Source organism: Sorangium sp. So ce385, from assembly GCF_051474135.1.
GTDB classification, from domain to species: Bacteria; Myxococcota_A; Polyangia; order Polyangiales; family Polyangiaceae; genus Sorangium; species Sorangium cellulosum_D.
In genome coordinates, this window is record NZ_CP150337.1 from 12647987 (window position 1) to 12669564 (window position 21578).

General features: G+C 72.1%; 22 protein-coding genes. 6 read left to right on the forward strand and 16 right to left on the reverse strand.

Annotated features, from left to right (window positions below):
- Window positions 1–13 precede the first annotated feature (13 nt).
- Window positions 14–139 carry a hypothetical protein gene (locus WME83_RS46320; protein WP_437316103.1) on the reverse strand — a complete coding sequence of 42 codons (126 nt, stop codon included), beginning with the start codon at window positions 137–139 and terminating at the stop codon, window positions 14–16.
- A gap of 135 nt (window positions 140–274) precedes the next feature.
- Here WME83_RS46320 and queD point away from each other — a divergent pair, with 135 nt between their 5' ends.
- Both queD and WME83_RS46330 read left to right on the forward strand, forming a co-directional pair.
- Window positions 275–637, forward strand: coding sequence for a 6-carboxytetrahydropterin synthase QueD (gene queD / locus WME83_RS46325; protein ID WP_061621487.1), 363 nt, complete (start codon window positions 275–277; stop codon window positions 635–637).
- A 4-nt stretch (window positions 638–641) separates the two neighbouring features.
- Window positions 642–926, forward strand: coding sequence for a (2Fe-2S)-binding protein (locus WME83_RS46330; RefSeq protein WP_437316104.1), 285 nt, complete (start codon window positions 642–644; stop codon window positions 924–926).
- 48 nt (window positions 927–974) lie between these two features.
- Here the strand turns inward: WME83_RS46330 and WME83_RS46335 are convergent, their stop codons facing one another.
- Both WME83_RS46335 and WME83_RS46340 read right to left on the reverse strand, forming a co-directional pair.
- Complete coding sequence (locus WME83_RS46335; RefSeq protein ID WP_437316105.1) at window positions 975–1802, reverse strand: class I SAM-dependent methyltransferase; 828 nt, start codon at window positions 1800–1802, stop codon at window positions 975–977.
- Window positions 1802–2482: a HEAT repeat domain-containing protein gene (locus tag WME83_RS46340; protein WP_437316106.1), complete on the reverse strand. Its 681-nt coding sequence runs from the start codon at window positions 2480–2482 to the stop codon at window positions 1802–1804. Before WME83_RS46340 ends, WME83_RS46335 begins: the two co-directional genes overlap by 1 nt.
- A 157-nt stretch (window positions 2483–2639) precedes the next feature.
- Between WME83_RS46340 and WME83_RS46345 the strand changes: the two genes are divergently transcribed.
- On the forward strand, window positions 2640–3572 hold the full coding sequence (locus tag WME83_RS46345; RefSeq protein ID WP_437316107.1) for a M23 family metallopeptidase: 933 nt from the start codon (window positions 2640–2642) through the stop codon (window positions 3570–3572).
- Here WME83_RS46345 and WME83_RS46350 read toward each other — a convergent pair.
- Window positions 3554–4246, reverse strand: coding sequence for a response regulator transcription factor (locus WME83_RS46350; RefSeq protein ID WP_020741161.1), 693 nt, complete (start codon window positions 4244–4246; stop codon window positions 3554–3556). The genes WME83_RS46345 and WME83_RS46350 overlap by 19 nt on opposite strands.
- A gap of 147 nt (window positions 4247–4393) precedes the next feature.
- On the reverse strand, window positions 4394–6781 hold the full coding sequence (locus tag WME83_RS46355; protein ID WP_437316108.1) for a hypothetical protein: 2388 nt from the start codon (window positions 6779–6781) through the stop codon (window positions 4394–4396).
- Window positions 6782–7563: 782 nt separating this feature from the next.
- Here WME83_RS46355 and mgtE point away from each other — a divergent pair.
- Both mgtE and WME83_RS46365 read left to right on the forward strand, forming a co-directional pair.
- On the forward strand, window positions 7564–8949 hold the full coding sequence (gene mgtE, locus WME83_RS46360) for a magnesium transporter (RefSeq protein ID WP_437316109.1): 1386 nt from the start codon (window positions 7564–7566) through the stop codon (window positions 8947–8949).
- Window positions 8950–9138: 189 nt separating this feature from the next.
- Window positions 9139–9762, forward strand: a complete 624-nt coding sequence (locus WME83_RS46365; RefSeq protein ID WP_437316110.1) for a single-stranded DNA-binding protein — start codon at window positions 9139–9141, stop codon at window positions 9760–9762.
- Between the two features lie 28 nt (window positions 9763–9790).
- Here WME83_RS46365 and WME83_RS46370 read toward each other — a convergent pair whose 3' ends face one another.
- From WME83_RS46370 to WME83_RS46385, 4 genes are all read right to left on the reverse strand, one after another.
- Window positions 9791–10453, reverse strand: coding sequence for a hypothetical protein (locus tag WME83_RS46370; protein WP_437316111.1), 663 nt, complete (start codon window positions 10451–10453; stop codon window positions 9791–9793).
- On the reverse strand, window positions 10434–10799 hold the full coding sequence (locus WME83_RS46375; protein ID WP_237244684.1) for a MerR family transcriptional regulator: 366 nt from the start codon (window positions 10797–10799) through the stop codon (window positions 10434–10436). Before WME83_RS46375 ends, WME83_RS46370 begins: the two co-directional genes overlap by 20 nt.
- A gap of 11 nt (window positions 10800–10810) precedes the next feature.
- A complete protein-coding gene (locus tag WME83_RS46380; protein ID WP_012241218.1) occupies window positions 10811–11116 on the reverse strand; it encodes an integration host factor subunit alpha in 306 nt (101 codons plus the stop codon).
- 359 nt (window positions 11117–11475) lie between these two features.
- Window positions 11476–13041, reverse strand: coding sequence for a glycosyltransferase (locus tag WME83_RS46385; protein ID WP_437316112.1), 1566 nt, complete (start codon window positions 13039–13041; stop codon window positions 11476–11478).
- 494 nt (window positions 13042–13535) lie between these two features.
- Between WME83_RS46385 and WME83_RS46390 the strand changes: the two genes are divergently transcribed.
- The gene (locus WME83_RS46390; protein ID WP_437316113.1) at window positions 13536–14576 is read left to right on the forward strand and encodes a hypothetical protein; all 1041 of its coding nucleotides are present in this window, start codon (window positions 13536–13538) and stop codon (window positions 14574–14576) included.
- A gap of 112 nt (window positions 14577–14688) precedes the next feature.
- Here WME83_RS46390 and WME83_RS46395 read toward each other — a convergent pair whose 3' ends face one another.
- From WME83_RS46395 to WME83_RS46425, 7 genes are all read right to left on the reverse strand, one after another.
- Window positions 14689–15063 carry a response regulator gene (locus tag WME83_RS46395; protein ID WP_437316114.1) on the reverse strand — a complete coding sequence of 125 codons (375 nt, stop codon included), beginning with the start codon at window positions 15061–15063 and terminating at the stop codon, window positions 14689–14691.
- A gap of 212 nt (window positions 15064–15275) precedes the next feature.
- Window positions 15276–16034, reverse strand: coding sequence for an ABC transporter ATP-binding protein (locus WME83_RS46400; protein WP_020741170.1), 759 nt, complete (start codon window positions 16032–16034; stop codon window positions 15276–15278).
- Window positions 16031–16849, reverse strand: a complete 819-nt coding sequence (locus WME83_RS46405) for an ABC transporter ATP-binding protein (RefSeq protein WP_437316115.1) — start codon at window positions 16847–16849, stop codon at window positions 16031–16033. The genes WME83_RS46400 and WME83_RS46405 overlap by 4 nt, the downstream gene beginning before the upstream one ends.
- The gene (locus tag WME83_RS46410) at window positions 16846–18078 is read right to left on the reverse strand and encodes a branched-chain amino acid ABC transporter permease (protein ID WP_437316116.1); all 1233 of its coding nucleotides are present in this window, start codon (window positions 18076–18078) and stop codon (window positions 16846–16848) included. Before WME83_RS46410 ends, WME83_RS46405 begins: the two co-directional genes overlap by 4 nt.
- A gap of 47 nt (window positions 18079–18125) precedes the next feature.
- Window positions 18126–18845 carry a ClpXP protease specificity-enhancing factor SspB gene (locus WME83_RS46415; protein WP_437316117.1) on the reverse strand — a complete coding sequence of 240 codons (720 nt, stop codon included), beginning with the start codon at window positions 18843–18845 and terminating at the stop codon, window positions 18126–18128.
- A 207-nt stretch (window positions 18846–19052) separates the two neighbouring features.
- The gene (locus WME83_RS46420) at window positions 19053–20423 is read right to left on the reverse strand and encodes a phenylacetate--CoA ligase family protein (protein WP_437316118.1); all 1371 of its coding nucleotides are present in this window, start codon (window positions 20421–20423) and stop codon (window positions 19053–19055) included.
- Window positions 20424–20630: 207 nt separating this feature from the next.
- Complete coding sequence (locus WME83_RS46425) at window positions 20631–21545, reverse strand: DMT family transporter (RefSeq protein ID WP_437316119.1); 915 nt, start codon at window positions 21543–21545, stop codon at window positions 20631–20633.
- Window positions 21546–21578: the final 33 nt, after the last annotated feature.

The following is a 21578-nucleotide window of genomic DNA, read 5'->3' on the forward strand; positions in this document are numbered from 1 at the left end:
CGGTGCTCGCGGCTCAGCTGCGGGGCTGCGCGGCGGCGGCCGGGTCGGCCGGCGGCGTTCCCTGGGCGCTCTGCAGCTCCTTCTTGGCGCGCCAGTTCGCCAGGCGCTTCGTGTCGCGTCGCTTCTTCTTGGCTCTCACTGCGGGCTTCTGCGGCATGGCCGGGGGTATAGCCGCTCGAGCCTCTCGAGGGAACCCCGTACCTCGGCCGCCGCCCCATCGACGGGGCGCGGGGCGTTGACGCCTCACGGCGCCCGCCCCATGACCGCTCGTCCAATGAACGTCCGTCTCGTGCATGAGTTCCGCTTCGAGGCCGCCCACCGCCTCCCCAAGGTGCCGCAGGGGCACAAGTGCGCGCGCCTCCACGGTCACAGCTTCAAGATCGAGGTCGCGATCCGCGGCCCCGTGAACGAGGAGACGGGGTGGTTCATCGATTACAGCCACCTCTACGAAGCCTGGGCGCCCCTCCACGACCTGCTCGATCACAACTACCTGAACGAGGTCCCGGGCCTGGAGAACCCGACGAGCGAGGTGCTCGCCCGGTGGATCTGGAACCGCCTCGCGCCGTCGCTGCCGTCGTTGAACCGGGTGACCGTCTTCGAGACCTGCGACGCCCGCTGCGAGTACGAGGGCGACTAGGCCGATGAAGACGCTCGTCTGCCGCTGCGAGGACGTCACCCTGCACGAGCTCGATGCCGCGATGGAGCGCGGCTACAAGGACATCGAGTCGGTCAAGCGCTACACGGGCTTCGGCACCGGCTGGTGCCAGGGCAAGTGGTGCCTCGCGCTCTGCGCGCGGCTCATCGAGGAGCGCGGGGGCGACGTCCAGAAGCCGATCACGCCGCGGCCCCCGTACCACCCGGTCTCGCTCGCGGCGCTCGCCGGGCTCGACGCGCTCGGCCTCCGCGGCGGCGGGCACGAGCGCTAGCGCCGGCCGCGCCCGCGCGCGCCCGCCGCGGCGCCCCCGGCCCGATCGTCAGCCGAGCGGCCGCCGGGCGCTGGCGCACCCGACGTTCACGGTCAGCTCGAAGACGCCCTCGGACCAGTACTTCGAGACCGCGTGGTGCAGGTACGCGAGCATCGAGTCGATGATCTGCGGCTCGAGGTCGAGCATCGCCGTCGCGTCGGGGATCACCATCAGCCGCGAGATGGGGTCCTCGAGGAACTCGCGCCCGCTGTCGAACGACACCGCGATGAGCTGGACGTCGACCTCGACCTCGTCGAACCCGGCGTCCTCGATCTCCTCGGCGATGGTCTCGAGCGTCGGGCGGCTGGCGGAGGCGGCGTCGACCGCCGCGCCGAGCTCCGACAGGTCCTGCTTGAGCGCGCACTCCCGCGCGATGTCGGCCACCTCCGGGAACGAGCCGCGCAGCGGCAGCGCGATGAGCGCCTGGCCGCCGGGGACCAGCACCCGGCGGAGCTCGGCGAGGAGCTGCGCCCGCTCGTTCGGGCGGCAGACCGGGTGCAGCGTGAACGCGTGGGTGAAGCTCTCGTCCGGCAGCGGCGTGGGCAGGGCGTCGGCGAGCACGTAGCTCGCGTTCATCCCGGAGAACAGCGCCGCCTTGGCGCGCGCGAGATCGAGCGCGGCGGCGGACCCGTCGACCCCCACGAGCGTCGCGCCGGGCAGCTTGTCGGCCACGATCGCGTCGGGGAAGCCGCTCCTACAGCCGAGGTGGACGATGCGCGCCGCCTCCGAGGGCAGCAGCATGTCCACCGCCAGCGAGGCGAAGAACGAGATGTAGCGCGGGACGACCGCGTGCTCGAACAACACGGCGTCCGCCGCGCTCAGCGGCGGGCCGATCATCAGGCGACCCCGTCCTCTTCCTCCTCGTCGTAGGGCGCGAGGAGGCCGAGCGCCTCTTCGGCGAGCTCACCGATCGTGACCTCCGACGTCGCGTCGTCGCCGCCGTCGTCGGCCAGCTCGACCGTGCGCATGTCGCCGACCAGCGGCTGGATCAGCGGCGCGTGCGCCGGGTCGCCGATCTCGACCAGGGTCTCGATCGCCGCCGCCACCGCGTCCGGATCCTTGTGGCCGAGGAACTGGCCGAGCAGCTTCGGCACGCCCGGCTCCGGCACCTCGGCGATGAGGTACGGCAGCTCCGGCAGCGCGGACGACCCGACCGGCAGCCGCTTGAGCGCCCGCTCGATCGCCTGCGCGACCTCCTTGAAGCGGTCGTAGGCGAGCGACTCGATCTCCTCGCCCGCCGCCTGGCGCGCCTCGGGGTGCTCCGAGGCGAGCACGTCGATGAGCGCGTCGAGCGCGCGCGGGCCCTCGTGCTCGCCGAGCAGCGACGCGATGCGCACCAGCCGGAGCGCCGCCTCGTCCTCGTCGTTCTCGCGCGCCGCGCCCGCGATCGCGTCGGTGAGGACGTCCAGCAACGCATCGCCGGGCATGGCCGCCAGATCGTCGTGGAGCCGGCGAGCCGTGCGCTCCGCGTCGAACAGCTTGTTCAGGGTCGTCTCGATAGCTTGGCGATTTTGCACGAAGAGGAGCTATCAACAGCGCGCCGCCTCCGCAAGCCGGCAGGCAGCAAGGGCCCGTTCCCCGCGGATTCCCGTCCACGGCGGGCGCGGCCACGCCGGCCCGGCGCTACCGCATCGCGCTCGCCTGCCGCGCGCGATGCGGTAGACCGTTCATGGCATGCGCGCGTCCGGCTCATCGCAAGCCCGCCCGACGAGGGCGGCGGTCTCCCCTTCCCCGCTCGTGCGCGGCGCCGCGGCGTCCGCCCTCGTCCTTGCGCTCGGGGGCCTCGACGACCCCGCGCCGCCGCCGCCCGCGGTCGTCCCTCCGGCGGCTGCGGCGCGCGGCGCCGCGGGCGCGGCGGCGCTCTGCGGCCCGCGCACCGTGCCGGAGGGCGCCGCGTGCGTCCCGCTGCCGGCGCCGGGCGCGCCGCTCACCGAGGGCGGCGCGGCGGCGCTCTCCGGCCCGGGCGGCGCGCGTCCCGCGGGGGCGGGCGCGCGCGGGCAGGCCTACGAGCACATCCCCCGCCGCCCGGAACGTCCGGCGAGCGCCGCCGCGTACGCGTTCCCGGTCGGCGCGCCGGATCAGACGCCCGGGTTCCTCCTCGTCGAGGGCGCTCCAGCGCAGCCGGGCGCGCCGCCTCCGGCGGGCCCCGTCGCCGCGATCGGCGCCGCGCGACCCGAGCCGCCGTCCTGGGCCGGCGGGGTCGACCTCGCGGCGGCGCGGGGCGACCGCGTGGCGTCGCTGCGGCTCGAGGGCCAGGAGGGGAAGGCCGAGGTCGTCTTCGTCGGCGAGCTGTCCGGGATCACGGTCGCCACGGCGCACGACGTGCGCGACGTGGATCGCGTGCGCAGGTACGTCCTGCTCCACGGCCACCTCGACCGCCCCGGCCCCGGTGTCGTGGCGGGCGCGCGCCTCGACGCGGGCGATGTGGTCGGCTACGCCGGCGACACCGGCAGCCCGGGCCTCGTCCGGCTGCGCCTCGAGGCGCGGCAGCTCCGCGAGGGCGCGCGGCTCTCGGATCTCGATCCGAAGCGCATCATCGACGCCGCGGTGACGGTGCCGTGCGACCTCCGCAATGTGCTGCCGCTCCGTCAGGGCGCGAGCTTGTAGCCGAAGCCGTAGACCGTGAGGATGTGCTCCGGCTTGTCGGGCGAGCGCTCGATCTTCTTGCGCAGCTTGACGATGAAGTTGTCGACCGTGCGGTTCGACGGCCCGGCCTCGATCCCCCAGATCTTCTGGAGGATCTCCTCGCGCGAGACCGGCTGGCCCAGGCGCTCGTGCAAGAGGCGCAGGAGCTCGACCTCGTAGAACGACAGCTGATCCGACCGCGAGCCCCGCGAGACGGTGTGGGCGGTCATGTTGACCTGCACGTTGCCGATGGTGAACACCTCGACCGGCGCCTCGGCGGGCCGGGCGGCGCGGCGGAAGAGGGCGCGCAGCCGGGCGATGAGCTCGCCCACGCTGAACGGCTTGGTCACGTAGTCGTCGGCGCCCGCGTCGAGGCCGCGGATCTTGTCGATCTCCTGGCCGCGGGCCGTCAGCATGATGATCGGCACGAACGCGTCCCAGCGGCGCAGGTCCTCGCAGACCTTGAAGCCGTTGGTGTCGGGGAGCATGAGGTCGAGCAGGATCGCGTCCGGCTTCTCCTGCCGCGCGAGCAGCACGCCGTCCTTCCCCTTCGAGGCCGACGCCACCGAGAAGCCCTCGAACTCGAGGGCATCCGTCAGCCCCAGCACGATGTGGGGCTCGTCCTCGATGATCAGGATCTTCTTGCGTGCCGCCACGACGGAGTGCGGTCTTAGCACAAAACCGACCGGGCCCCGCGAGGGCCCTGCCGGCCGGCGCGCCGCAGCCCCCTCCGGGGCCACAAAAAGCGGCGCGGGGCGCGATCTCGCGATCGGCCCCGCGCGCCGGGTCAGCCCGCCGTCAGCCTACTCGCCGGAGCAGGTGATGAACAGCGTGGAGCCCTGCTGGGCTTCGCCCTTGCCCGTGAACCGGATCTTGCGCCGCTCGGTCGACGGGCAGTCCGCGACGATCGCCGCATCGCCGAGCCTGATCGACGGATCGACGTAGCACCACCCGTGCACCGGCTGGCCGCCGGACTCGACGTTGTCGTTGACGTTGTTCCTGCACTCGACGGCCGGAGAGCCCGGCTCCGTGCCCTCGAGCTGCTGGATCTCGCACACGCAGTCCCAGCCGGAGACCTTCGCGATGTCGAGGGCGAGCACCTCCTCCACCGCGGCATAGCGATCCTCGTTCTCCGGCACCACCGCGCGCCCCGTCGCAGGGTCGCAGTTGCACTGGCCCTGCGAGTTGCGCGCCTCGAGGATCAGGCAGGAGACCTGCTTGTCGGCGTCGGGGGTCAAGGTGCGCGGCAGGCACTGGCCGCCGAGCACCGTCTTCAGGCGATCGATGATGGCGCCGATCGCCGGCCGGTAGCCGTAGTCGGCCCCGTTGCGGTCATCCAGCTGCGCCGGGCACACCGAGCCGACGATGCCCTGGGGTCCGAGCTCGCGGATGAGCTGCAGCTCGCGGAGGCCCGGGTAGGCCTTCGCCTTGATCTGCGTCGTCGTCCTCGACCCCGGGTCTTCCTGGCTGCTTCCGGCTTCCGGCTGGCACAGCGGGTTGTCGTTCGGCGCGTCCTGGAGCTCCCTGCAGTCGCAGCTCTGGGCGTTGCCCTCGCAGGATTTCGACTCGGGGAGATCGAAGATGCACGCGTACTGGAGGTCGCCGGTGCTCCCCGGCGGGATCGTGTACTCGCGGCCGTTGATGGTGTTCCAGCCCGTCTGGTCCGGCGGGACGATCGTGTCGCCGGTGATCGGGTTCGTGCCCGAGCGCGGCGCCGTCGACTCGACCATGAAGGGATCCTTCGGCGCCACGTACTTCGCGGGGTCGCCGAGGATGAGCTCCCAGGTGCTGCTGAACGCGTTGTCGAGCAGCGGGGAGCCGAGCTCGGTCGCGTTCTTGAACCCGCCGACCGGCTCGCCGTCCTCGTTGAGGCCGCGCAGGAGGTCCGGCTCGCCCTGCGCGTTCTGGCGCGCGATGTCCTGCCAGGGCACGCCGACGATGCCGGCGAAGAAGACGAGCCCGGGATCGCGGATGATCGAGTCGTTGTCGTCCGTGACCAGGTCGCTGAAGATCGGGTTCGGGACGAGATCGCCCTGGCGGTTCGGGATCTGCGCCTCGGTGAAGGCGCGCCGGTAGCGCTCGATCGGGTACAGGAAGTCGAAGCCGAACCGGCGCTTCTGATCCCAGCAGCGGGAGTTGACCGGATCCTCGGCGATGCTCAGCCGGGCGGGGAAGCCGTCGTTGCCGGTGCAGGCCGGGTCGGGCTCGCAGCCTTCCTGGCTCTGGCTGCACGACCTGCAGCACTTGTTGCCCGGATCGGTGGCGCACTCGGAGCGCGGCCGCCACAGGCGGAAGCCGTTCCTGGTCTCCGCGACGAGGTAGTTGCGGCCCTCCTCGCGGATCGAGCAGTCGTTCTCGTCGCTGAGCATGATGATCGCGAGGAGGGAGCTCGACCGGAGGAAGTTTTGGCGTTGCTCGATGACGGTGCCGTCCAGGCCCATCGGCACGGCGACGTCGCCCTGGATCTCGATCCGCTCGTAGGGCTCCGGGTCGACGAGGAAGCGGTACACGCTCTCGAGCTGCGCCTCGAAGCCGCAGCCGGACTGCCCGGTGCCCTTGACCATCGCCGTGAGCTGCTCGACGAGCGACGTGTCGTTGAGATCGTTGCCCGAGTCGCCTTCGATGTCCGCCTCGCCGTCGTCCGCGTCGGGCCTCCCCGGCTCTCCGTTCTCGTCACGCTTCTGATCGGGGTCCCAGGCCAGGAAGCCCTTGTTGAGGTAGGTCGCGATGTCGTTGACGTGGGAGTTCTCGTCGGTGCGCGCGAGGAGGTGCGCCATGTCCACGTTCGAGGCGCTCGTCATCTCCGGGCAGGCGCCCGAGCCGTGGCCGCCGAGGCTCGAGCTGATGATGCCGATGTGGATGTCCTTGACCGGCTCGAACTCGCGCTTGAAGTCCGGCGGGCATTCCTCGTTCGGCGACGAGACCGTCGTGGGGTTCTGCATGCCGCTCTTGTGGATGCAGCGCGGGTTGACGAGGCCCTGCACGAGGTCGGGGATGGCGGTGGCGAGGATGTCCTGCTTGTCGGCCATCGAGCCCGAGTTGTCGATGGCCAGGAGGAGGTCGATCTTGTCGACCGAGCTCTGGGTCAGCCGCTCGACGATCGTCGACGTCGTGCGGGGCTCGTTCGCGGCGATGGGGCGGTTCAGACATCCGAAGGCGCTGCCTGTGCCCGCGATCAGGAGGCCCGCCATGGCGAGCCTCATCGCGCCCCTCCACGGGCGCCTCCTCTCACGCTCAATCCGCGTCATCATTGGACTTTCCTTTCGACCACCGATCCAGTTGCGCGGCGGTCAAGCCACTGAACGGGCCCGTCGTCCACGAGCCCATGACCGACTTCCGCAGGCGATCCGCGGCTCGACGGGAGCCCGATGCTAAGGACCCGACCGGAATGCTGTCAATTCGACCCGTCGGCCCCGCCCGGACCCACCTGAGGGCGCCGTAGCAAAGGAGGTGCCGCCGCCGCGCTTCGAGAGGTTCCATCGCCGCGCTCGGCCGCGCCGTCAACTTGATTGCGAAGCGCCAACTCTGTAGGCGATCCACCTCGTTGGGAACCTTGTCCCACCTCAACCCGGGTCGGGTCGGCCTCACCTCAACCCGGGTCGGGTCGGCCTCCCATCTCAACCCGGGTCGGGTCGGCCACCTCAACCCGGGTCGGGTCGGCCACCTCAACCCGGGTCGGCCTCCCCAGGTCGGCCCCACCTCAACCCGGGTCAGCCAGCCTCGGCCTCATCGACCTGCCGGCCTCAACCGCGGCCGGCCTCAACGGGTAGCGCGGCAGCTCAACCCGGGTCGGTCGCCGCCAACCCGGGTCGGCCGTCGCGGCGGCCTCAACCGGTAGCGCGGCAGCTCAACCCGGGTCGGCCGTCGCCGCACCTCGACCTCGGTCGAAGGGGGCAGCCGGCTCGATCGCGCCACCCGCGCCGGCACGGGTTGCCGCTTCCCAGCAGGGCCGAGTTGTGGTCAGTGCCCGAGCATGTTGCGCGTCGCCCTCGCCATGGTCCCGGAGGTCCGGCAGCTCCTCGCCGAGGATCCGGCGCAGCTCTCCGACCTGCTCGACGAGATCCACGACGAGGACCTCGCCGATCTCATCGGCCTGCTGGACGACGCCGAGGCGGCGAAGGTCCTCATGGCGCTCAGGGCCGAGGAGGCCGCGCCCATCTTCGAGCGCCTCGACGGCGAGACCCAGGAGGCGCTCGTCGAGCAGATGGGCGTCGAGAGCATCGCGCCGATCGTCTCCGAGATGGCGGCCGACGACCGCACCGACCTCATCGAGGCCCTCCCCGACCAGGTCAGCGGCACGCTGCTCTCCACGCTGGAGAAGGTCGACCCCGAGGCCGCCGCCGAGGTCGAGGAGCTCGCCAAGTGGCCCGAGGACAGCGCCGGCGGCCTCATGACCACCGACTACGTGTCGGTGGGCATCCACCTCACGGTCGCCGACGTGATCGAGCGCATCCGCGCCGTCGGCGAGGACGCCGAGACCATCTACTACGTGTACATCGTCTCCGATCGCGGGCACCTCATCGGCGTCGTCTCGCTGCGCGATCTGCTGCTCGCCTCGCCGTCCGAGAAGCTCTCGAACGTGATGACCGAGAACGTCTTCGCCGTCAGCCCCGAGACCGACCAGGAAGAGGTCGCGCGGACCATGGCGAAGTACGACTTCAACGCGCTGCCCGTGCTCTCCGCGGACCGGAAGCTGCTCGGCGTCATCACCGTCGACGACGTGATGGATGTCCTCACGGAGGAGCAGTCCGAGGACATGCAGCGGCTCGGCGCGGTCGGCCCCATCGAGGACAGCTACTTCAAGACGAGCTTCTGGACGTTCATCCAGAAGCGCGCCCCCTGGCTCGCCGTGCTGTTCGTCGGCGAGTTCATGACCGGCGAGGTGCTCCGGCGCTTCGAGCACGACCTCGAGGCCGTCGCGACGCTCGCCTACTACGTGCCCCTGCTCATCTCGACGGGCGGCAACTCCGGCTCGCAGTCGTCGTCGCTCATCATCCGCGGCCTCGCCGTCGGCGACCTGCGCGTCGGCGACTGGGCGAGCGTCCTCGTCCGCGAGCTCGGGCAGGCCGTCGTGCTCGGCCTCATCCTCTCGGTCATCGGCATGCTCCGCGTCTGGCTCTGGGGCGACGGCACCGGCTTCGTCCTGACGATCGGCGTGACGCTGATGGCGATCGTCCTCATGGGCTGCACCGTGGGCGCGATGCTCCCCCTCCTGCTCCGGCGCCTCGGCCTCGATCCGGCGACCAGCTCCACGCCGTTCATCGCGAGCCTCGTGGACGTCCTCGGGATCCTGCTCTACTTCACGATCGCCCGCCTCTTCCTGTCCGATCTGCTCGCGCAGGCCGGGGCGGGCGGGTGAGCAGCCCCTTCTGCCGCGCCGCCCGGACCGACGAGGCGCCGGCTCCCCCGCTCGACGCGCCGCGCGCGGCGCGCCGCTCGCGCGCCGGCCGCCGTGAGCCCTTGACGCGTCGGCCCCCATGGGGGAGTGAAACTGTCGATTTTCGTTCGGCGCAACGTGCGCTGAACCGCTCCTAGGGAAGGAGTCAAGATGGCCGAAGGCTTGAATCGCGTGATGCTGCTCGGCAACCTGGGCGCCGACCCCGAGCTCCGGTTCACCCAGGGGGGGCAGGCAGTCTTGAACCTGCGGCTCGCGACGACCGAATCGTACCTGGATCGCGACAAGGTCCGGAAAGAACGGACGGACTGGCACAATGTCGTGATCTGGGGCAAGCGCGCCGAGGCCTTGGGCAAGATCCTCAGCAAAGGCTCCTCGATCTTCGTCGAAGGCTCGCTCCGCACGTCGAGCTACGACGATCGGGATGGCAACAAGCGTTACAAGACCGAGGTGATCGCGAACAACGTCCTGCTGACGGGCGGGGGCCGCGGCGGCCGCGGCGTCGCCAACGACGACGCCGGGTTCGGCGCCGATCCCGGCGGCGGTGGCGGCAGCTACGGCGGTGGTGGCGGCGGCTACGGCGGTGGTGGTGGCGGCTACGGCGGTGGCGGCGGTGGCGGCGGCGGCGGCGGTCGCCCGGCCGGCGGCGGTTACAACCGCGGCGGTGGCGGCGGCGGCGGTGGTCGCCCGGCGCCTGCGGCGCCGGATCCCGGTCCCCCTCCGGACGATTTCGGCGGCGGCTACGGCGGCGGCAACGACGACGACATCCCGTTCTGATCGCTCCCCTTCCGGCCCCAGCGATCGGCTAGGGCCGCGGCCGCGGCCGCCTCGCCAGCACCACGGCCACGCCCGCGGCCGCGAGCACCCCGAGCCCCGCGGCCGCCGCGAGCGGCTCCTCCGCGGCGAGGAAGATCGCCCGCACGAGCAACCCCGGCGCCGGCGGCGCCACGAACGCCCCCTCGATCTCCGTCGCGCCGAGCAGCGCCCCGCATCGGGCGCCCGCCCCCTGCGCCGGCTCCAGGCAGACCACGCTGCAGAGCGCCGCGTCGTGCTCGCGCCCCGCGAAGCCGAGCACGTGCCGCCCGCGGATCGCCACCGCGCGCTCGCCCGCCCGCCCCGCCGCCTCGAACGGCTGCTCGTACCGCTCCTCGAGCGCCCGGATCGGCCCTGCCTCCCACCGCTCAATCGCCACCCCGAGCGCCCCGCGCACGAGCCCCGACGCCCGATCGAGCACCAGCTCCTCCAGGCCGGTGACCCACCGCCGCGACGGCGCCGTCGCGCAGACCGCGCGCAGCGACACGTCGTCCGCCTCGACCCCGCGCCGCAGCGTCACCTTCGCCCCCGCGATCGCCGACACGTCGATCGCGGGCAACGCCTCCGGCGGCGCGTCGCGCGCGCCGGCGGGCAGCGAGAGGCGCAGCGAGAGGCCCGGCGCCACGCCGTGCAGCTCAGACGCGCTCGAGCTCATCCATCAGCGCGAGCACCTCGCTGCGGATCTCGACCAGCGCGGCGCGCATCCGCTGCACCTCCTCGTGGCTCGCGCCCGCGTCGGGGGCCGGCGGCTCGATCCCGCCCTCGCGCAGCTTGCGCCGCGCCCCGGCGATCGTGAAGCGATGCGAGTAGAGGAGCTCCTTCACCTTGAGGAGCGTCTCGACGTCGCGCCGGCTGTAGACCCGCTGCCCCTTCGCCGACTTCTGCGGGCGGATGGAGCGGAACTCCGTCTCCCAGTACCGGAGCACGTGCGGCTCGACCCCGACGATGCCGGCCACCTCGCCGATCCGGTAGTACAGCTTCGCCGGAAGCTGCTGGCGCACGGCCAAGCGGTCTACTCCTCGGCCGCCGAGGCCGTCTCGCGCGGGTTGAGGGCCTGCTTCAAGATCTGGCTCGCCTTGAAGTTCAGGACCCGGCGCTCCGTGATCAGGATCGGGTCGCCGGTCTGGGGATTGCGGCCCTGCCGCTGGCGCTTGTCGCGCAGCACGAAGTTGCCGAAGCCAGAGATCTTGATCTTCTCCCCGCGCCCCAGGGTTTCCTTCATGGTCTCGAACACGAGATCCACCAGATCGGCAGACTCCTTCTTCGAGAACCCCCCGAGGCGGGAGTAGACCGCCTGAACGATTTCGGCTTTCGTCATGAGACCCCCATCGCCCTTACAGAAGGGGGGGCGCGCCGCAACCCCTGAAGACCGTTCAGGAAGCCGCGTGCGGTCCCCCGACCGGCCTGTGGCAGGATGCCAGCCTGCGTCGGGTAGGTCTAGGGGGTACGCAGGCTTCGCCCGATAGGGCCGGGCCCGCTTCGTGCAGCCCTCCAGCGGACGCGAACGTCGGGGCCAGCCCGCCTGGAGCCCGGAAACCCAGCCGCGCCCGGGGATCGGAGCCACCCCGCCACCGCGGGACCGGCTCCCCGCCCTGCGCGCCTCGAGGCCGCGGCCGGAAATCCGGCAGGATTCCGGCGCGGCCTCGGCAAGGCACGGGCTCGCCAGCGGCGAACCGCTCAGGCGGCGAGATCGCCGAGGGGCCGCTCCTTGGTCGCCTGCCTCGACCAGGCGCCGACCACGGCCGCGTCGCCCGGCCGCGCGTCGCTCCAGCCGACGGCCGGCGCGCTCGAGACCGCGTCGCGGCGGCGCCCGATCTGCTCCTGGGCGACCAGGACCGCGACGTAGAGATAGCCGACGGCGAAGAGCACCGCGAACGGCGTGGCGAAGTAGTGGCCCGTCTGGACGGACGCGACCACCGCGCCGCACGAGAGCACGGCGAGCATCGCCTCGGTCAGCGGCAGGTCCGTGCGCACCTTGTACCGGCCCTTGTTGTCGCCCTGCTTCGGGGTCCGGACGAACTCGCCCGCCATGCTGCGGAGCCCCTCGATCACGGCCTTGGACAGGTGCGGCGCGAGCCCCGTCCCGAGCGCGATGAGCATCGGCAAGCGGGCGACCGCGCCCCAGCGCGAGCGGCCCTGCGCCGTCTCGGCCAGCATGTAGAACGCCGCGAGCGACCCGGTCGTGGCCGTGCAGAGCGGCAGGTCGATGGCGAACATCGTCAGCGTGTCGGCGGCGGGGAACAGCACGAGCGCCGGCAAGAGCAGGACGCTGAGGAGCACCAGGAGCGGGTACGCGAAGTGCGGCGTGAGGTGGAAGAACGCCTCGAGCCGCTGCCCGCGCGAGAGCTTCGCGTTCAGCACCGTCGCCATCAGCTTGCGCGCGGTCTGCACCGTCCCCTTGGCCCAGCGGTACTGCTGCGCGCGCAGCGCCGAGATGTCCTCCGGGAGCTCCGCCGGCGAGACCACATCCTCGCGGTAGACGAAGCGGTAGCCCGCGAGCTGCGCCCGGTACGACAGGTCGAGGTCCTCGGTCAGCGTGTCGTGCTGCCAGCCGCCGGCCTCGAGGATGGCGTCCTTGCGCCACATCCCGCCGGTGCCCGAGAAGTTGAACAGGAGGCCGGCGCCGTAGCGCGCGCGGTTCTCGACGAGGTGGTGGCCGTCGAGCATGAGCGCCTGCACCTGCGTGAGGATCGAGACGTCGCGGTTCAGGTGGCCCCACCGCGTCTGGACCATGCCGACCGTCGGATCCTCGAAGTGGCCGACGATCGACCGGACGAAGCCCGGCTGCGGGATGAAGTCGGCGTCGAAGATCGCGACGAGCTCGCCCTTCGCGACCTTGAGGCCCGCGTCGAGCGCCCCCGCCTTGTAGCCGACGCGGTTCGTGCGGTGCAGGTACACCGCGTCGATGCCCTCCGCGCGCAGCCGCTCGACGTGCGCCCGGACGAGGGCCTGCGTCTCGTCCGTCGAGTCGTCGAGCACCTGGATCTCGAGCTTGTCGCGCGGGTAATCCATCCGCGCGACCGCATCGAGCAGCCGCGCCGCGACCGTCGACTCGTTGAAGAGCGGCAGCTGGATCGTCACCGGCGGGAGGTCGCGATCGGTCAGGGCCGGGACCTCCTGCGCGCGCGTGATCTTCGCGCGGTGGAGGCGACAGAGCACCACGAGGTGCAGTCGGTGCAGGCCGTAGGCGCTGAGGCCGAGCAGCACGCCGAAGTAGAGCACGCAGAGCAGCATGGAGAGCATCGGGAGCACCTGCCGCCAGCGGGCTTTCGTCGGGTGGGATCGGGCGAGCCCCGGTCTCCACTCCTGCGGTGCTGGCGGGTAACGAACGCGTACCATCCGCGGAATCCGAAGTTGTCATGCACTTGTAATTCGTTGCAACTCTCTGTCACGAGGCGTGAAAAGTTGACTTGGGCCCGAGTCCTCCCCCCTGGAAAATGACAATCACCGACAATCCCGCTTCGCCCGGTCACGCGGCGCTTGCCGCAGGTTCGGCGCGCGAACGCGCGTGCGCGAGCGACGCACGAGGTAAGGTGATCCCCCGACACCGATGCACTAAGGAAGGTGTGTTTCGTAAGGACCCTCCGAGGAAAGGTTCGATAAGTACGGCGCTGACCTGATGGGCAGATTCACAGTGCTGTGGGGTTTTGGAGCCCTCTCCAGGAGCGGCGCCGCCGCCGGGGGTCCGGGGTCATCTGCGCCTGGCGCCCGCGGGAGCCCGGGGCTATCCGTTGCCGATGAGCCGCGCGCTACTTAATGAACTGAAGGCCCGCCAGATCGCGTTCCTCGAGGCGCGGCTCGTCTCGGAGGCCGCGGCGCGGGATTTCCGGGAGCGCCTGCCCGCCGGCTTCGCGGCGCTGCTCGCGACGCCGCTCGGCGAGCTCATCGATGCGGGGGCGGTCGCGCGGGCGCTCGACGCGCTGGCGGCGGAGGAGCCGCTCCGGCGGGCGGTCCGGCCCGCGGCCGCCGCGGCGCTCGGGGCGCTGCTCGAGGCGGCGCGCGCCGAGCGGCGGCGCGCCAAGGAGCTCCTGCCGGAGGGCGGGCGCGACAAGCTCGACCGCATCCTGGAGCAGCCGAAGATCGTCCCGGAGCGGCTCGTGCGCGAGGTGCTCGAGAGCGCGGCGCTCGACGCCGTGATGCGCGACGTCCTCTACGACACGCTGAAGGAGTTCTCCGAGAAGGTGAACCCGTTCTTCGCCGAGTGGGGCCTGCCGGCGCTGCTCAAGCGGATCGCCCCCTTCGGCCTCGGCGGGGTCGGCAAGGCGATGGGCACCCTGCAGGGCGAGTTCGAGCGGCGGCTCGAGCCCGAGATCCGCCGCTTCTTGCAGGGGTTCTCGCGCACGGCGATGCGCCAGGTGCACGACATCCTCATCGCCAAGGGCGACACGCCCGAGTTCGTCGGCCTGCGCAAGCACGTCGCGACGTGGGTGCTGGACCAGGAGATCTGCGCGCTCGTCGGCCAGCTCGACGCGAAGAGCTCGGCGCTCGCCGAGGAGCTCGGGGCCGACGTCGCCGCGCAGGTGCTGCGGGACCGGCCGGTCCGGGCGCGCACCAGCGAGGCGATCGCGGCGTTCGTCGCCGCGCACGCGCGCGAGCCGCTCGGCGAGGTGCTGAGGCGCTTCGGGATCGCGCCCGCGCTCGACTTCGACGCGCTCGCGGCCGCGCTCTGGCCGCTCGTGCGGAGCGCGTGCGCGACCGGGCCGGTGCGCGCCTGGATCGCGTCCGTGGTGGAGGAGTTCTTCGACGGGCTGCCGGACGGCATCGAGCCGTCCGCCTGAGGCGCGGCGGGGCGGAGCCCGCCCCCGGGTGGCGCGATCCGCGCCGAGGCGCTCGTTCACCGCGCCCCGCCCCCGCGCCCCGCGCCGGGCGGGCTCGCCCGGCAGCGGCCGCTCAGCCCATGGCCGAGGCGTCCGCCACCGCCGACTCGATGTACGCGAGGCCGCGCGACGGGCACACGGGCACCGTGGGCGCGAACGCCTCCATGTCCAGGATGAGCTCGGGGCCGGCCGCGAGCGTGAGCATCACGACGGGCACGCGCGGCGACATGCGGCGGAGCTCCTCCATCTCGCTGTGGAGCTCCGCCTCCTCCCGGGGCACGAGCACCATCACGTGAGGACGCCAGCGGGCAAGCACGTCACGCGCATGGTCGAGCCCGCAGCACGTCTCCACCGTGTAGTCCCGGGACGAGAGGAAGTGGACGAGCGGCTGGGTGTTGCTGGCGTCGTCGTCGATCACCAGAACGCGGGTCGTGCTCTCAATCTCCATAAGTATCCCCCGTTGGCGGCTGGGTCTGGCCGAAGCGCCGAAGACCGGATCTTCATCGCCTGGCTCACCGAAACCATACTCCATCGGCGGCAAAGCGCGATGTCAATCGCGCCTCATCGCATCACGCGACGCGTTGATACGCGCTTGAAACACCAGCGCTTTCTCCCCGTCGTCTGCGCGATGCGCGGGCGACCGCCGGGCCCGGCAGGGGCTCAGCCGCCGAGGTAGGCCGCGCGGATCTCTTCGTTCGCCGCGAGATCCTTGGAGTCGCCGCTCATGGCGATCTGCCCAGTACGGAGCACGTAGGCGCGCGTCGAATACTTGAGCGCGAGTCGGGTGTTTTGCTCAACGAGGAGTACGGTGGTTCCTGACGCCGCGATCTTGGCGATCGACTCGAAGATGTCCGCGACGAGCCGCGGCGCGATGCCGAGCGAGGGCTCGTCGAGGAGCAGCATGGCGGGGCGCCCCATCATGGCGCGGCCGATCGCGAGCATCTGCTGCTCGCCGCCGGAGAGCGTGCCGCCGTGCTGGTGCATGCGCTCGCCGAGGCGGGGGAAGAGCTTCACCACGTCGTCGACGGTCTCCCCCATGGTGGGGCCGTGCTTGTGGCACCACGCGCCGAGCTCGAGGTTCTCGCGGACGGTGAGGTTCGAGAAGATCGCGCGCCCCTCGGGGACGAGCGAGACGCCGGCCGCGACGAGCTCCTCGGTCGAGACGGACGCGAGGTCCTTGCCGTCGTAGCGGATGCGGCCGGCGGCGATCGGCAGGAGGCGGACGATCGTCTTCAGCGTGGTCGTCTTGCCGGCGCCGTTCGCGCCGATCATCGCGACGATCTCGCCGCGCCGGACCTCGAGGCTCACGCCCTTGAGCGCCCGGATGCCGCCGTAGCTGACCGCGAGATCGTCGACGACGAGCAGGGGCTCGCCGGGCGCCACCGAGGGGGGCTGCCGCGTCGGGTGCGATGTCTTCATGCGGGCTCCTCTGCCGCGGCGCCGGCCGCCGGGCGGGCCTCGGCCGCGTCCTCGTCGACCTCCTCGCCGAGGTAGGCGGCGAGGACCTTCGGGTCCTTGCGCACGACCTCCGGGGTGCCGTGCGAGATGGTCTCGCCGTGGTCGAGGACGTGGATCTCCTCGCACACCCCCATCACGACCTGCATGTTGTGCTCGACCAGCACGACCGTGACGTCGAAGGTGTCGCGCAGCCAGCGGATCTGCTGCTTGAGCCCCTCGGCCTCGCCGTAGTTCATGCCGGCCGCCGGCTCGTCGAGCAGGAGCAGCTTCGGCTTGAGCATCATCGCCCGGGCGATCTCGAGGCGGCGCTGGTTGCCGTACGAGAGCGACGTCGAGATCTCGTCGGCCATGTCCTCGAGCTTGAACACCGAGAGCAGCGAGAGCGCGCGCTCGGTCATCTCCTGCTCGTCCTTGTAGAAGAACGGCGAGCGGAGCAGGGCGGAGGCGAGCGTCGCCTTGCGCAGGTTCTCGCAGGCGACGAGCACGTTCTCGAGCACGGTGAGCTGGCCGAAGAGGCGGATGTTCTGGAACGTGCGGGCGATGCCGAGGTGCGCGATCTGGCTCGGCTTGAGCGGCGCGAGGTCGGTCCCGCCGAAGCGGATCGAGCCCTCGTCGTGCTTGTAGACGCCGGTGATCAGGTTGAAGACGGTCGTCTTGCCGGCGCCGTTCGGGCCGATGAGCCCGAAGATCGAGCGCTCCGGCACGGAGAAGGAGACGCCGCCCACGGCCTTGAGGCCGCCGAACCGCTTGGTCACACCCTTCAGATCGAGGCTCACTCGAACTCCCTCCCGGCCGGCTTGGCCTCGCGCTCGATGGCGGTGCCGGGCGGCCTCTCCTCTTTCGGCGCGCCCGCGCGCCCGGCGTCCGCCTCGGCGCCGGTCGTCGCGGGGACGGGCTCGGCCGGCCCGCCCTTCGCGCGCTGCGGCCGCGGCGGGCGCCGGCCGAAGAGCTCGCGCTCGCCGAAGAGCCCCTCGGGGCGCAGGATCATCAGCCCGATGAGGATGGCCGCGTAGAGCACCATCCTGAGGGCGTTCAGATCGAGCGCGGGGTACGCCGCCTTCAGCGCGAGGACGCTGTCGAGGCCCTGGAGCTGCTCGATGAGCTTGACCGTGAAGGTCACGAGCACGCCGCCCACGATCGACCCGCTGACGCTGCCCGACCCGCCGAGGATCACCATCGTGATCGCGTCGAACGAGTAGTTGAACGTGAACTGGTCCGGCTGGACCGTGGGGTTGCCGTCGCGCATCGAGGCGAGCAGGCCGCCGGCGATGCCGCCGCCTGCGGCGGAGATGACGAACGAGGTGACCTTGTAGCGCGTCGGATCGACGCCCACCGCGGCGGAGGCGATCTCGTCCTCGCGGAGCGCGCGCAGCGCGCGGCCCCAGCCGGAGAACTTGAGCCGCCAGGCGACGATGGTCATGAGCGCGACGGCGCCGAAGATCCAGAACGGGCCGGCGTACTGCGGGACGCCGGTGTCGTCGGGGCCGGCGTAGCCGATCGGGCCGCCGAGCGCGGCGAGCAGCTTGCCGATCGGCCCCTGGTCGGCGGCGCCGGTCGTCGCCGTGGCGATCGTCAGGCGGAAGATCTCGGCGAACCCGAGGGTCACGATGGCGAGGTAGTCGCCGCGCAGCCGGAGGCTCGGCAGGCCGACCACGAGGCCGAACAGGGCCGCGACGAGCCCGGACGCGAGCAGCGCCGGGGGCATCACGAGGAACGAGTTGCCGAAGAGCGGATCGCCGCCGCCGAGCTGCTGGTGCAGGTTGCCGGCGACGATGGCCCCGGTGTACGCGCCGATGCCGACGAAGCCGGCGTGGCCGATCGAGAACTGGCCGGCCATGCCGTTGATGACGTTGAGCGAGAGCGCCGCGATGACGTTGACCATCGCGAACAGGGCGAGCTGCCGCCAGGCGGCGTCGGGCAAGAGGGTCTCGAAGCCGAACTCGAGGGCGACGACGACGCCGAGGAGCACGAGCGCCGTGATGACGCGCTTCAACGGTCGAGGCATGGCCGGCCACAGTTGATTTGGCCGGGCCGCACCGTCAAGCGGGAGCGTTACTTGATGACGCGCAAATAGGGGGGCAGCTCGCGCTTCGGCTTGCCCGTCCCTGGTTGCGGTCTGGGCTCGGGCTCACCGGAGCTGCCAGAATCGTCGTCTTCCGCCTCGGTCGACCGCGCCGGCGCGAGGGCCGGGGCGGGCACCGGCGCGAGCGGCCTCACGGCCGCGCCGGCGTCGCGCGCCGGGGGCTCGCCGCGGCGCTCGGCGGGCTCCACGGCCTCGAGCTCGGGGCGGCGCGCCTTGTCGCGCGCGCGCGCCTCGTCCGCCGCGTCGTCGCTCTGCTCCTCGTCGCTGCTCAGGGGCGCCACGGCGGCGAGCCGGGGGCGCGGCCGCTTCTGGGGCTTCTGCGGGGCCGCGCCGGGCCGCTGCTGCTTCTGCGCGGCGAGATCGGCCGGGATGTCCTCGGGCCAGACCATGCCGCGCTGGTCCTCGCTCACGAGCGCCCAGATCGCGTGCCACGGCAGGCGGCACCAGAACGGCGCGCGGTTGAACGAGAGCGTGCAGCTGATCCCCTCGTCGTCCACCTTCAGGTCGGGGATGGGGATCGCCATGTTCATGCCGACCTGGAGGATCAGCTGCGGCTGGCCCGTGAACCACTTGGGGACGGAGACACCGGGCCGGCGCGGGTCGAGGTGGATGAACACGCTCGGCTCTCGCTCGAGGAGGGCCAGCGCGACGTCCTTTTTCGGCGGAAGCGGTCTCTGCACGTCGGACATCGTACTGCTCTGCCCAATACCCCGGACCGCGCGGCTCCGCCAGCGCTTCGGGCCCTCGGGCGAACGGCGGCGCGCCGGTGAGCGGGCCGCAGCGCGAAAGCCGTCAGGCGACTCCAGCAGCTCTGTAGAAAGCTCGCCGTAGTCCGCGCGCGCGGCCGGCGCCGAGACGCTCGAGCCCCGCGGCACACCCGCGCACCAGGGCGCACCTCACGCCGCGGGTCGCCGGCTCAGCTCGACGGGGACCTCCGAGAGGGTGACCCGGTGCTTGCCGCCGGGCGTGAGGGGGATCTGGTCGACGATCTGGACGCAGATCTCCGCGCGCTCGCCGAGGTGCTGCCGGACGGTGCGCTCGATGAGGCGCGCGGTCTCGGGCTGGAAGCCCTTGCCGGGCACGAGCCGGACGGTGATCGCGCGCCGCCGGTCCTGGTAGACCTGGTAGCGGGCGATCGTCGGCTGGTCCTTGATGAGGTGCGGGAAGAGCTCCCCGGCGAGCAGCTGGCCGTCGGGGCCGACGAGGAGGTCGAGGACGCGGCCCTCCACCGAGGCGAGCATCGGCAGCCCGCGGCCGCACGCGCACGGCGCGCCGGCGGCGATCGCGACGTCCTGGTTCTTGTAGCGGATGAGCGGCATCGATCTGCAGACGAGGTCGGTCACGACGACCTCGCCCGGCTCGCCCGGCAGGGCGTGCCGCCCGTCGCGGAGCAGCTCGACGTACACGCCCTCCATGTGGATGTGCTTGCCCTCGTGCCGCTCGCACTCCGCCGCGATCAGCATGAGCTCGCGGCAGCCGTACCGGTCGAAGACCGGGGCGCCGAACGCGCGCTCGATCGCCTCGCGCTGGTGCGCGAAGAGCCGCTCCGCGCTGGTGACGACGCCGCGCGGCGGAGGGAGCGCGCGCCCCTCCGCGAGCGCGTAGCGCGCGGCGTGGTAGAGCGCGCTCGTGTAGCCGACGATGAGCTGCGGCCGGTAGCGCGCGATCTCGTCGAGCAGCGCGGCGAAGCGGGCCTCGGACAGATCGAAGGCGCTGATCATCTTCTTGCGGAGGATGGCCTCGTGCAGGCAGCGCTTGGCCTTCTTCGCGAGCGTCTCGCCGAACTGGGTGCTCCACAGGTGGAGCTCCCTGTCGCCGAGCCGGGCGCCCGCCCACCCGTCGGACCGCATGGCGGCCGCGACGCGGCGCTCGTAGGTGCGGTGGTCGAAGCGGAACCGCACCGGCTCGCCCGTGGAGCCCCCGGTGCCGCTCGAGTAGAGCTTGCCGACGAAGCCCTCGGCGAGGAGCTCCGGCCCGTGGGCGCGGAGGTCGGCCCGCGTGAGCACGGGGAGCCGCACGAGGTCCTCCGGCGCCTTCACCGAGGCGACGCGCACCCCGTGCTCGGCGAACCGGGCGCGGTAGAACGGGACGTTCTGCTCGGCGAAATGGAGGGCGGCGAGCATCCGCCGGAAGGCGAGATCGCGAATCTCGCCTTCCGACAGCCACTGAGAGCGCTCGAGGTCCTCCAGGTGCTTCAGGGTCTCCCGGCCCCGCAAACGGGTCTCGTAGAGCGGAAACAGGATGTTTCGAAACAGCTCACCATACATGGGCAGAGCGTTCTTTCGAATCGTCGACCGTCAAGCGCGCGCCGGCGGCTCTCCCGCGAATCCGCGTCTTCGTGGCGAGGAATCCGACCGGAGCGGCGCGCGCCGGCGGCTTCCGTCCTGGCGGGGCGGGGGCGCCTGGATCGATCGCCGCACAGGCACGCTTCCATCGGACGAGCGATGTTCCGTCGGGCGCGGCGCGGGGTCGCGTCAGCCTGCGCCGCCGGCCGCGGGCGGGCTCGACCCGAAGATGGCGACGGTGGCGCCGGCGAGGATGATCGCGGCGCCGGCGATCTCCGTGGTCGTGGGGATGGCGCCGAGCCACAGGGCGCCGATCGCGATCCCGCCCAGCGTCTCGCCGGGGGAGACGAGCGCGATGATCGACGGGGACATGCGGCGCGCGGCGGCCTGCACCGCGGTGTGGCCGACGAGGGTGGGGATGAGCGCGAGCGCGACGATGGCGACGGCGGCGTGGGCCGGCGGCGGGGCGACGCCCTCGAGCGCGCCGGGCGCGGCGGGGAGCGCCGCCGCGAGGAAGACCGCGGCGCTCGCGTAGACGAGCGCCGCGTAGCTCCGCGCCGGCAGGGCGTCGCGGAGCGCCCGGGCGAAGGACACGTAGAGGCCGTAGAGGACGGTGGCGCCGACGACCATGAGGTCGCCCGAGAGCCGGTGCTCGCCGGCGCCGGCCGCGCTCGCGATGACGAGCGCGCCGACGGTGGCGAGGAGCACGCCGGCCTGCTCGGCGCGCGTGGGGCGGACGCGGAAGAACGCCCACGCGCAGAGCACGACGGCGAGCGGCTCGAGGGAGATGAGCGAGAGCGCCGCGGCGATGGAGGTGCGGTCGAGCCCCCAGAGGAAGAGCGCGAAGTGGGCGGCGAGCAGCAGGCCCGCGCAGAGGACGGCGGCGCGCTGGCGCAGCGAGAGGCCGGCCGCCGAGCGGGCGATCGCGCGCAGGTCGAGCAGGGAGAGCGCGACCGCGGCGAGGGCGACCCGGCCGAAGGCGACGAAGAGCGGGTGGACCGGGCGCGCGTACCGGGCGACGGGGCCGCTCGAGGCGAAGGCGAGGCTGGCCAGGACGACGAAGAGGGCGGCGCTCCGGGCCGTGACGCGCTGCTTGGCCGCCATGCGACGCCTGCTAGGTCAGCCGGCCGCGAAAGA

What these genes read in the sequence shown, in the direction of transcription:
- WME83_RS46410 (WP_437316116.1), bottom strand. Translation starts at nt 18,078, where the DNA reads ATGCCTCGACCGTTGAAGCGCGTCATCACGGCGCTCGTGCTCCTCGGC.
- WME83_RS46420 (WP_437316118.1), bottom strand. Translation starts at nt 20,423, where the DNA reads ATGTATGGTGAGCTGTTTCGAAACATCCTGTTTCCGCTCTACGAGACC.
- WME83_RS46400 (WP_020741170.1), bottom strand. Translation starts at nt 16,034, where the DNA reads ATGAAGACATCGCACCCGACGCGGCAGCCCCCCTCGGTGGCGCCCGGC.
- WME83_RS46370 (WP_437316111.1), bottom strand. Translation starts at nt 10,453, where the DNA reads ATGAGCTCGAGCGCGTCTGAGCTGCACGGCGTGGCGCCGGGCCTCTCG.
- WME83_RS46390 (WP_437316113.1), top strand. Translation starts at nt 13,536, where the DNA reads ATGAGCCGCGCGCTACTTAATGAACTGAAGGCCCGCCAGATCGCGTTC.
- WME83_RS46415 (WP_437316117.1), bottom strand. Translation starts at nt 18,845, where the DNA reads ATGTCCGACGTGCAGAGACCGCTTCCGCCGAAAAAGGACGTCGCGCTG.
- WME83_RS46345 (WP_437316107.1), top strand. Translation starts at nt 2,640, where the DNA reads ATGCGCGCGTCCGGCTCATCGCAAGCCCGCCCGACGAGGGCGGCGGTC.
- WME83_RS46380 (WP_012241218.1), bottom strand. Translation starts at nt 11,116, where the DNA reads ATGACGAAAGCCGAAATCGTTCAGGCGGTCTACTCCCGCCTCGGGGGG.
- WME83_RS46385 (WP_437316112.1), bottom strand. Translation starts at nt 13,041, where the DNA reads ATGCTCTCCATGCTGCTCTGCGTGCTCTACTTCGGCGTGCTGCTCGGC.
- WME83_RS46425 (WP_437316119.1), bottom strand. Translation starts at nt 21,545, where the DNA reads ATGGCGGCCAAGCAGCGCGTCACGGCCCGGAGCGCCGCCCTCTTCGTC.
- WME83_RS46335 (WP_437316105.1), bottom strand. Translation starts at nt 1,802, where the DNA reads ATGATCGGCCCGCCGCTGAGCGCGGCGGACGCCGTGTTGTTCGAGCAC.
- WME83_RS46365 (WP_437316110.1), top strand. Translation starts at nt 9,139, where the DNA reads ATGGCCGAAGGCTTGAATCGCGTGATGCTGCTCGGCAACCTGGGCGCC.
- WME83_RS46355 (WP_437316108.1), bottom strand. Translation starts at nt 6,781, where the DNA reads ATGGCGGGCCTCCTGATCGCGGGCACAGGCAGCGCCTTCGGATGTCTG.
- WME83_RS46395 (WP_437316114.1), bottom strand. Translation starts at nt 15,063, where the DNA reads ATGGAGATTGAGAGCACGACCCGCGTTCTGGTGATCGACGACGACGCC.
- queD (WP_061621487.1), top strand. Translation starts at nt 275, where the DNA reads ATGAACGTCCGTCTCGTGCATGAGTTCCGCTTCGAGGCCGCCCACCGC.
- WME83_RS46330 (WP_437316104.1), top strand. Translation starts at nt 642, where the DNA reads ATGAAGACGCTCGTCTGCCGCTGCGAGGACGTCACCCTGCACGAGCTC.
- mgtE (WP_437316109.1), top strand. Translation starts at nt 7,564, where the DNA reads ATGTTGCGCGTCGCCCTCGCCATGGTCCCGGAGGTCCGGCAGCTCCTC.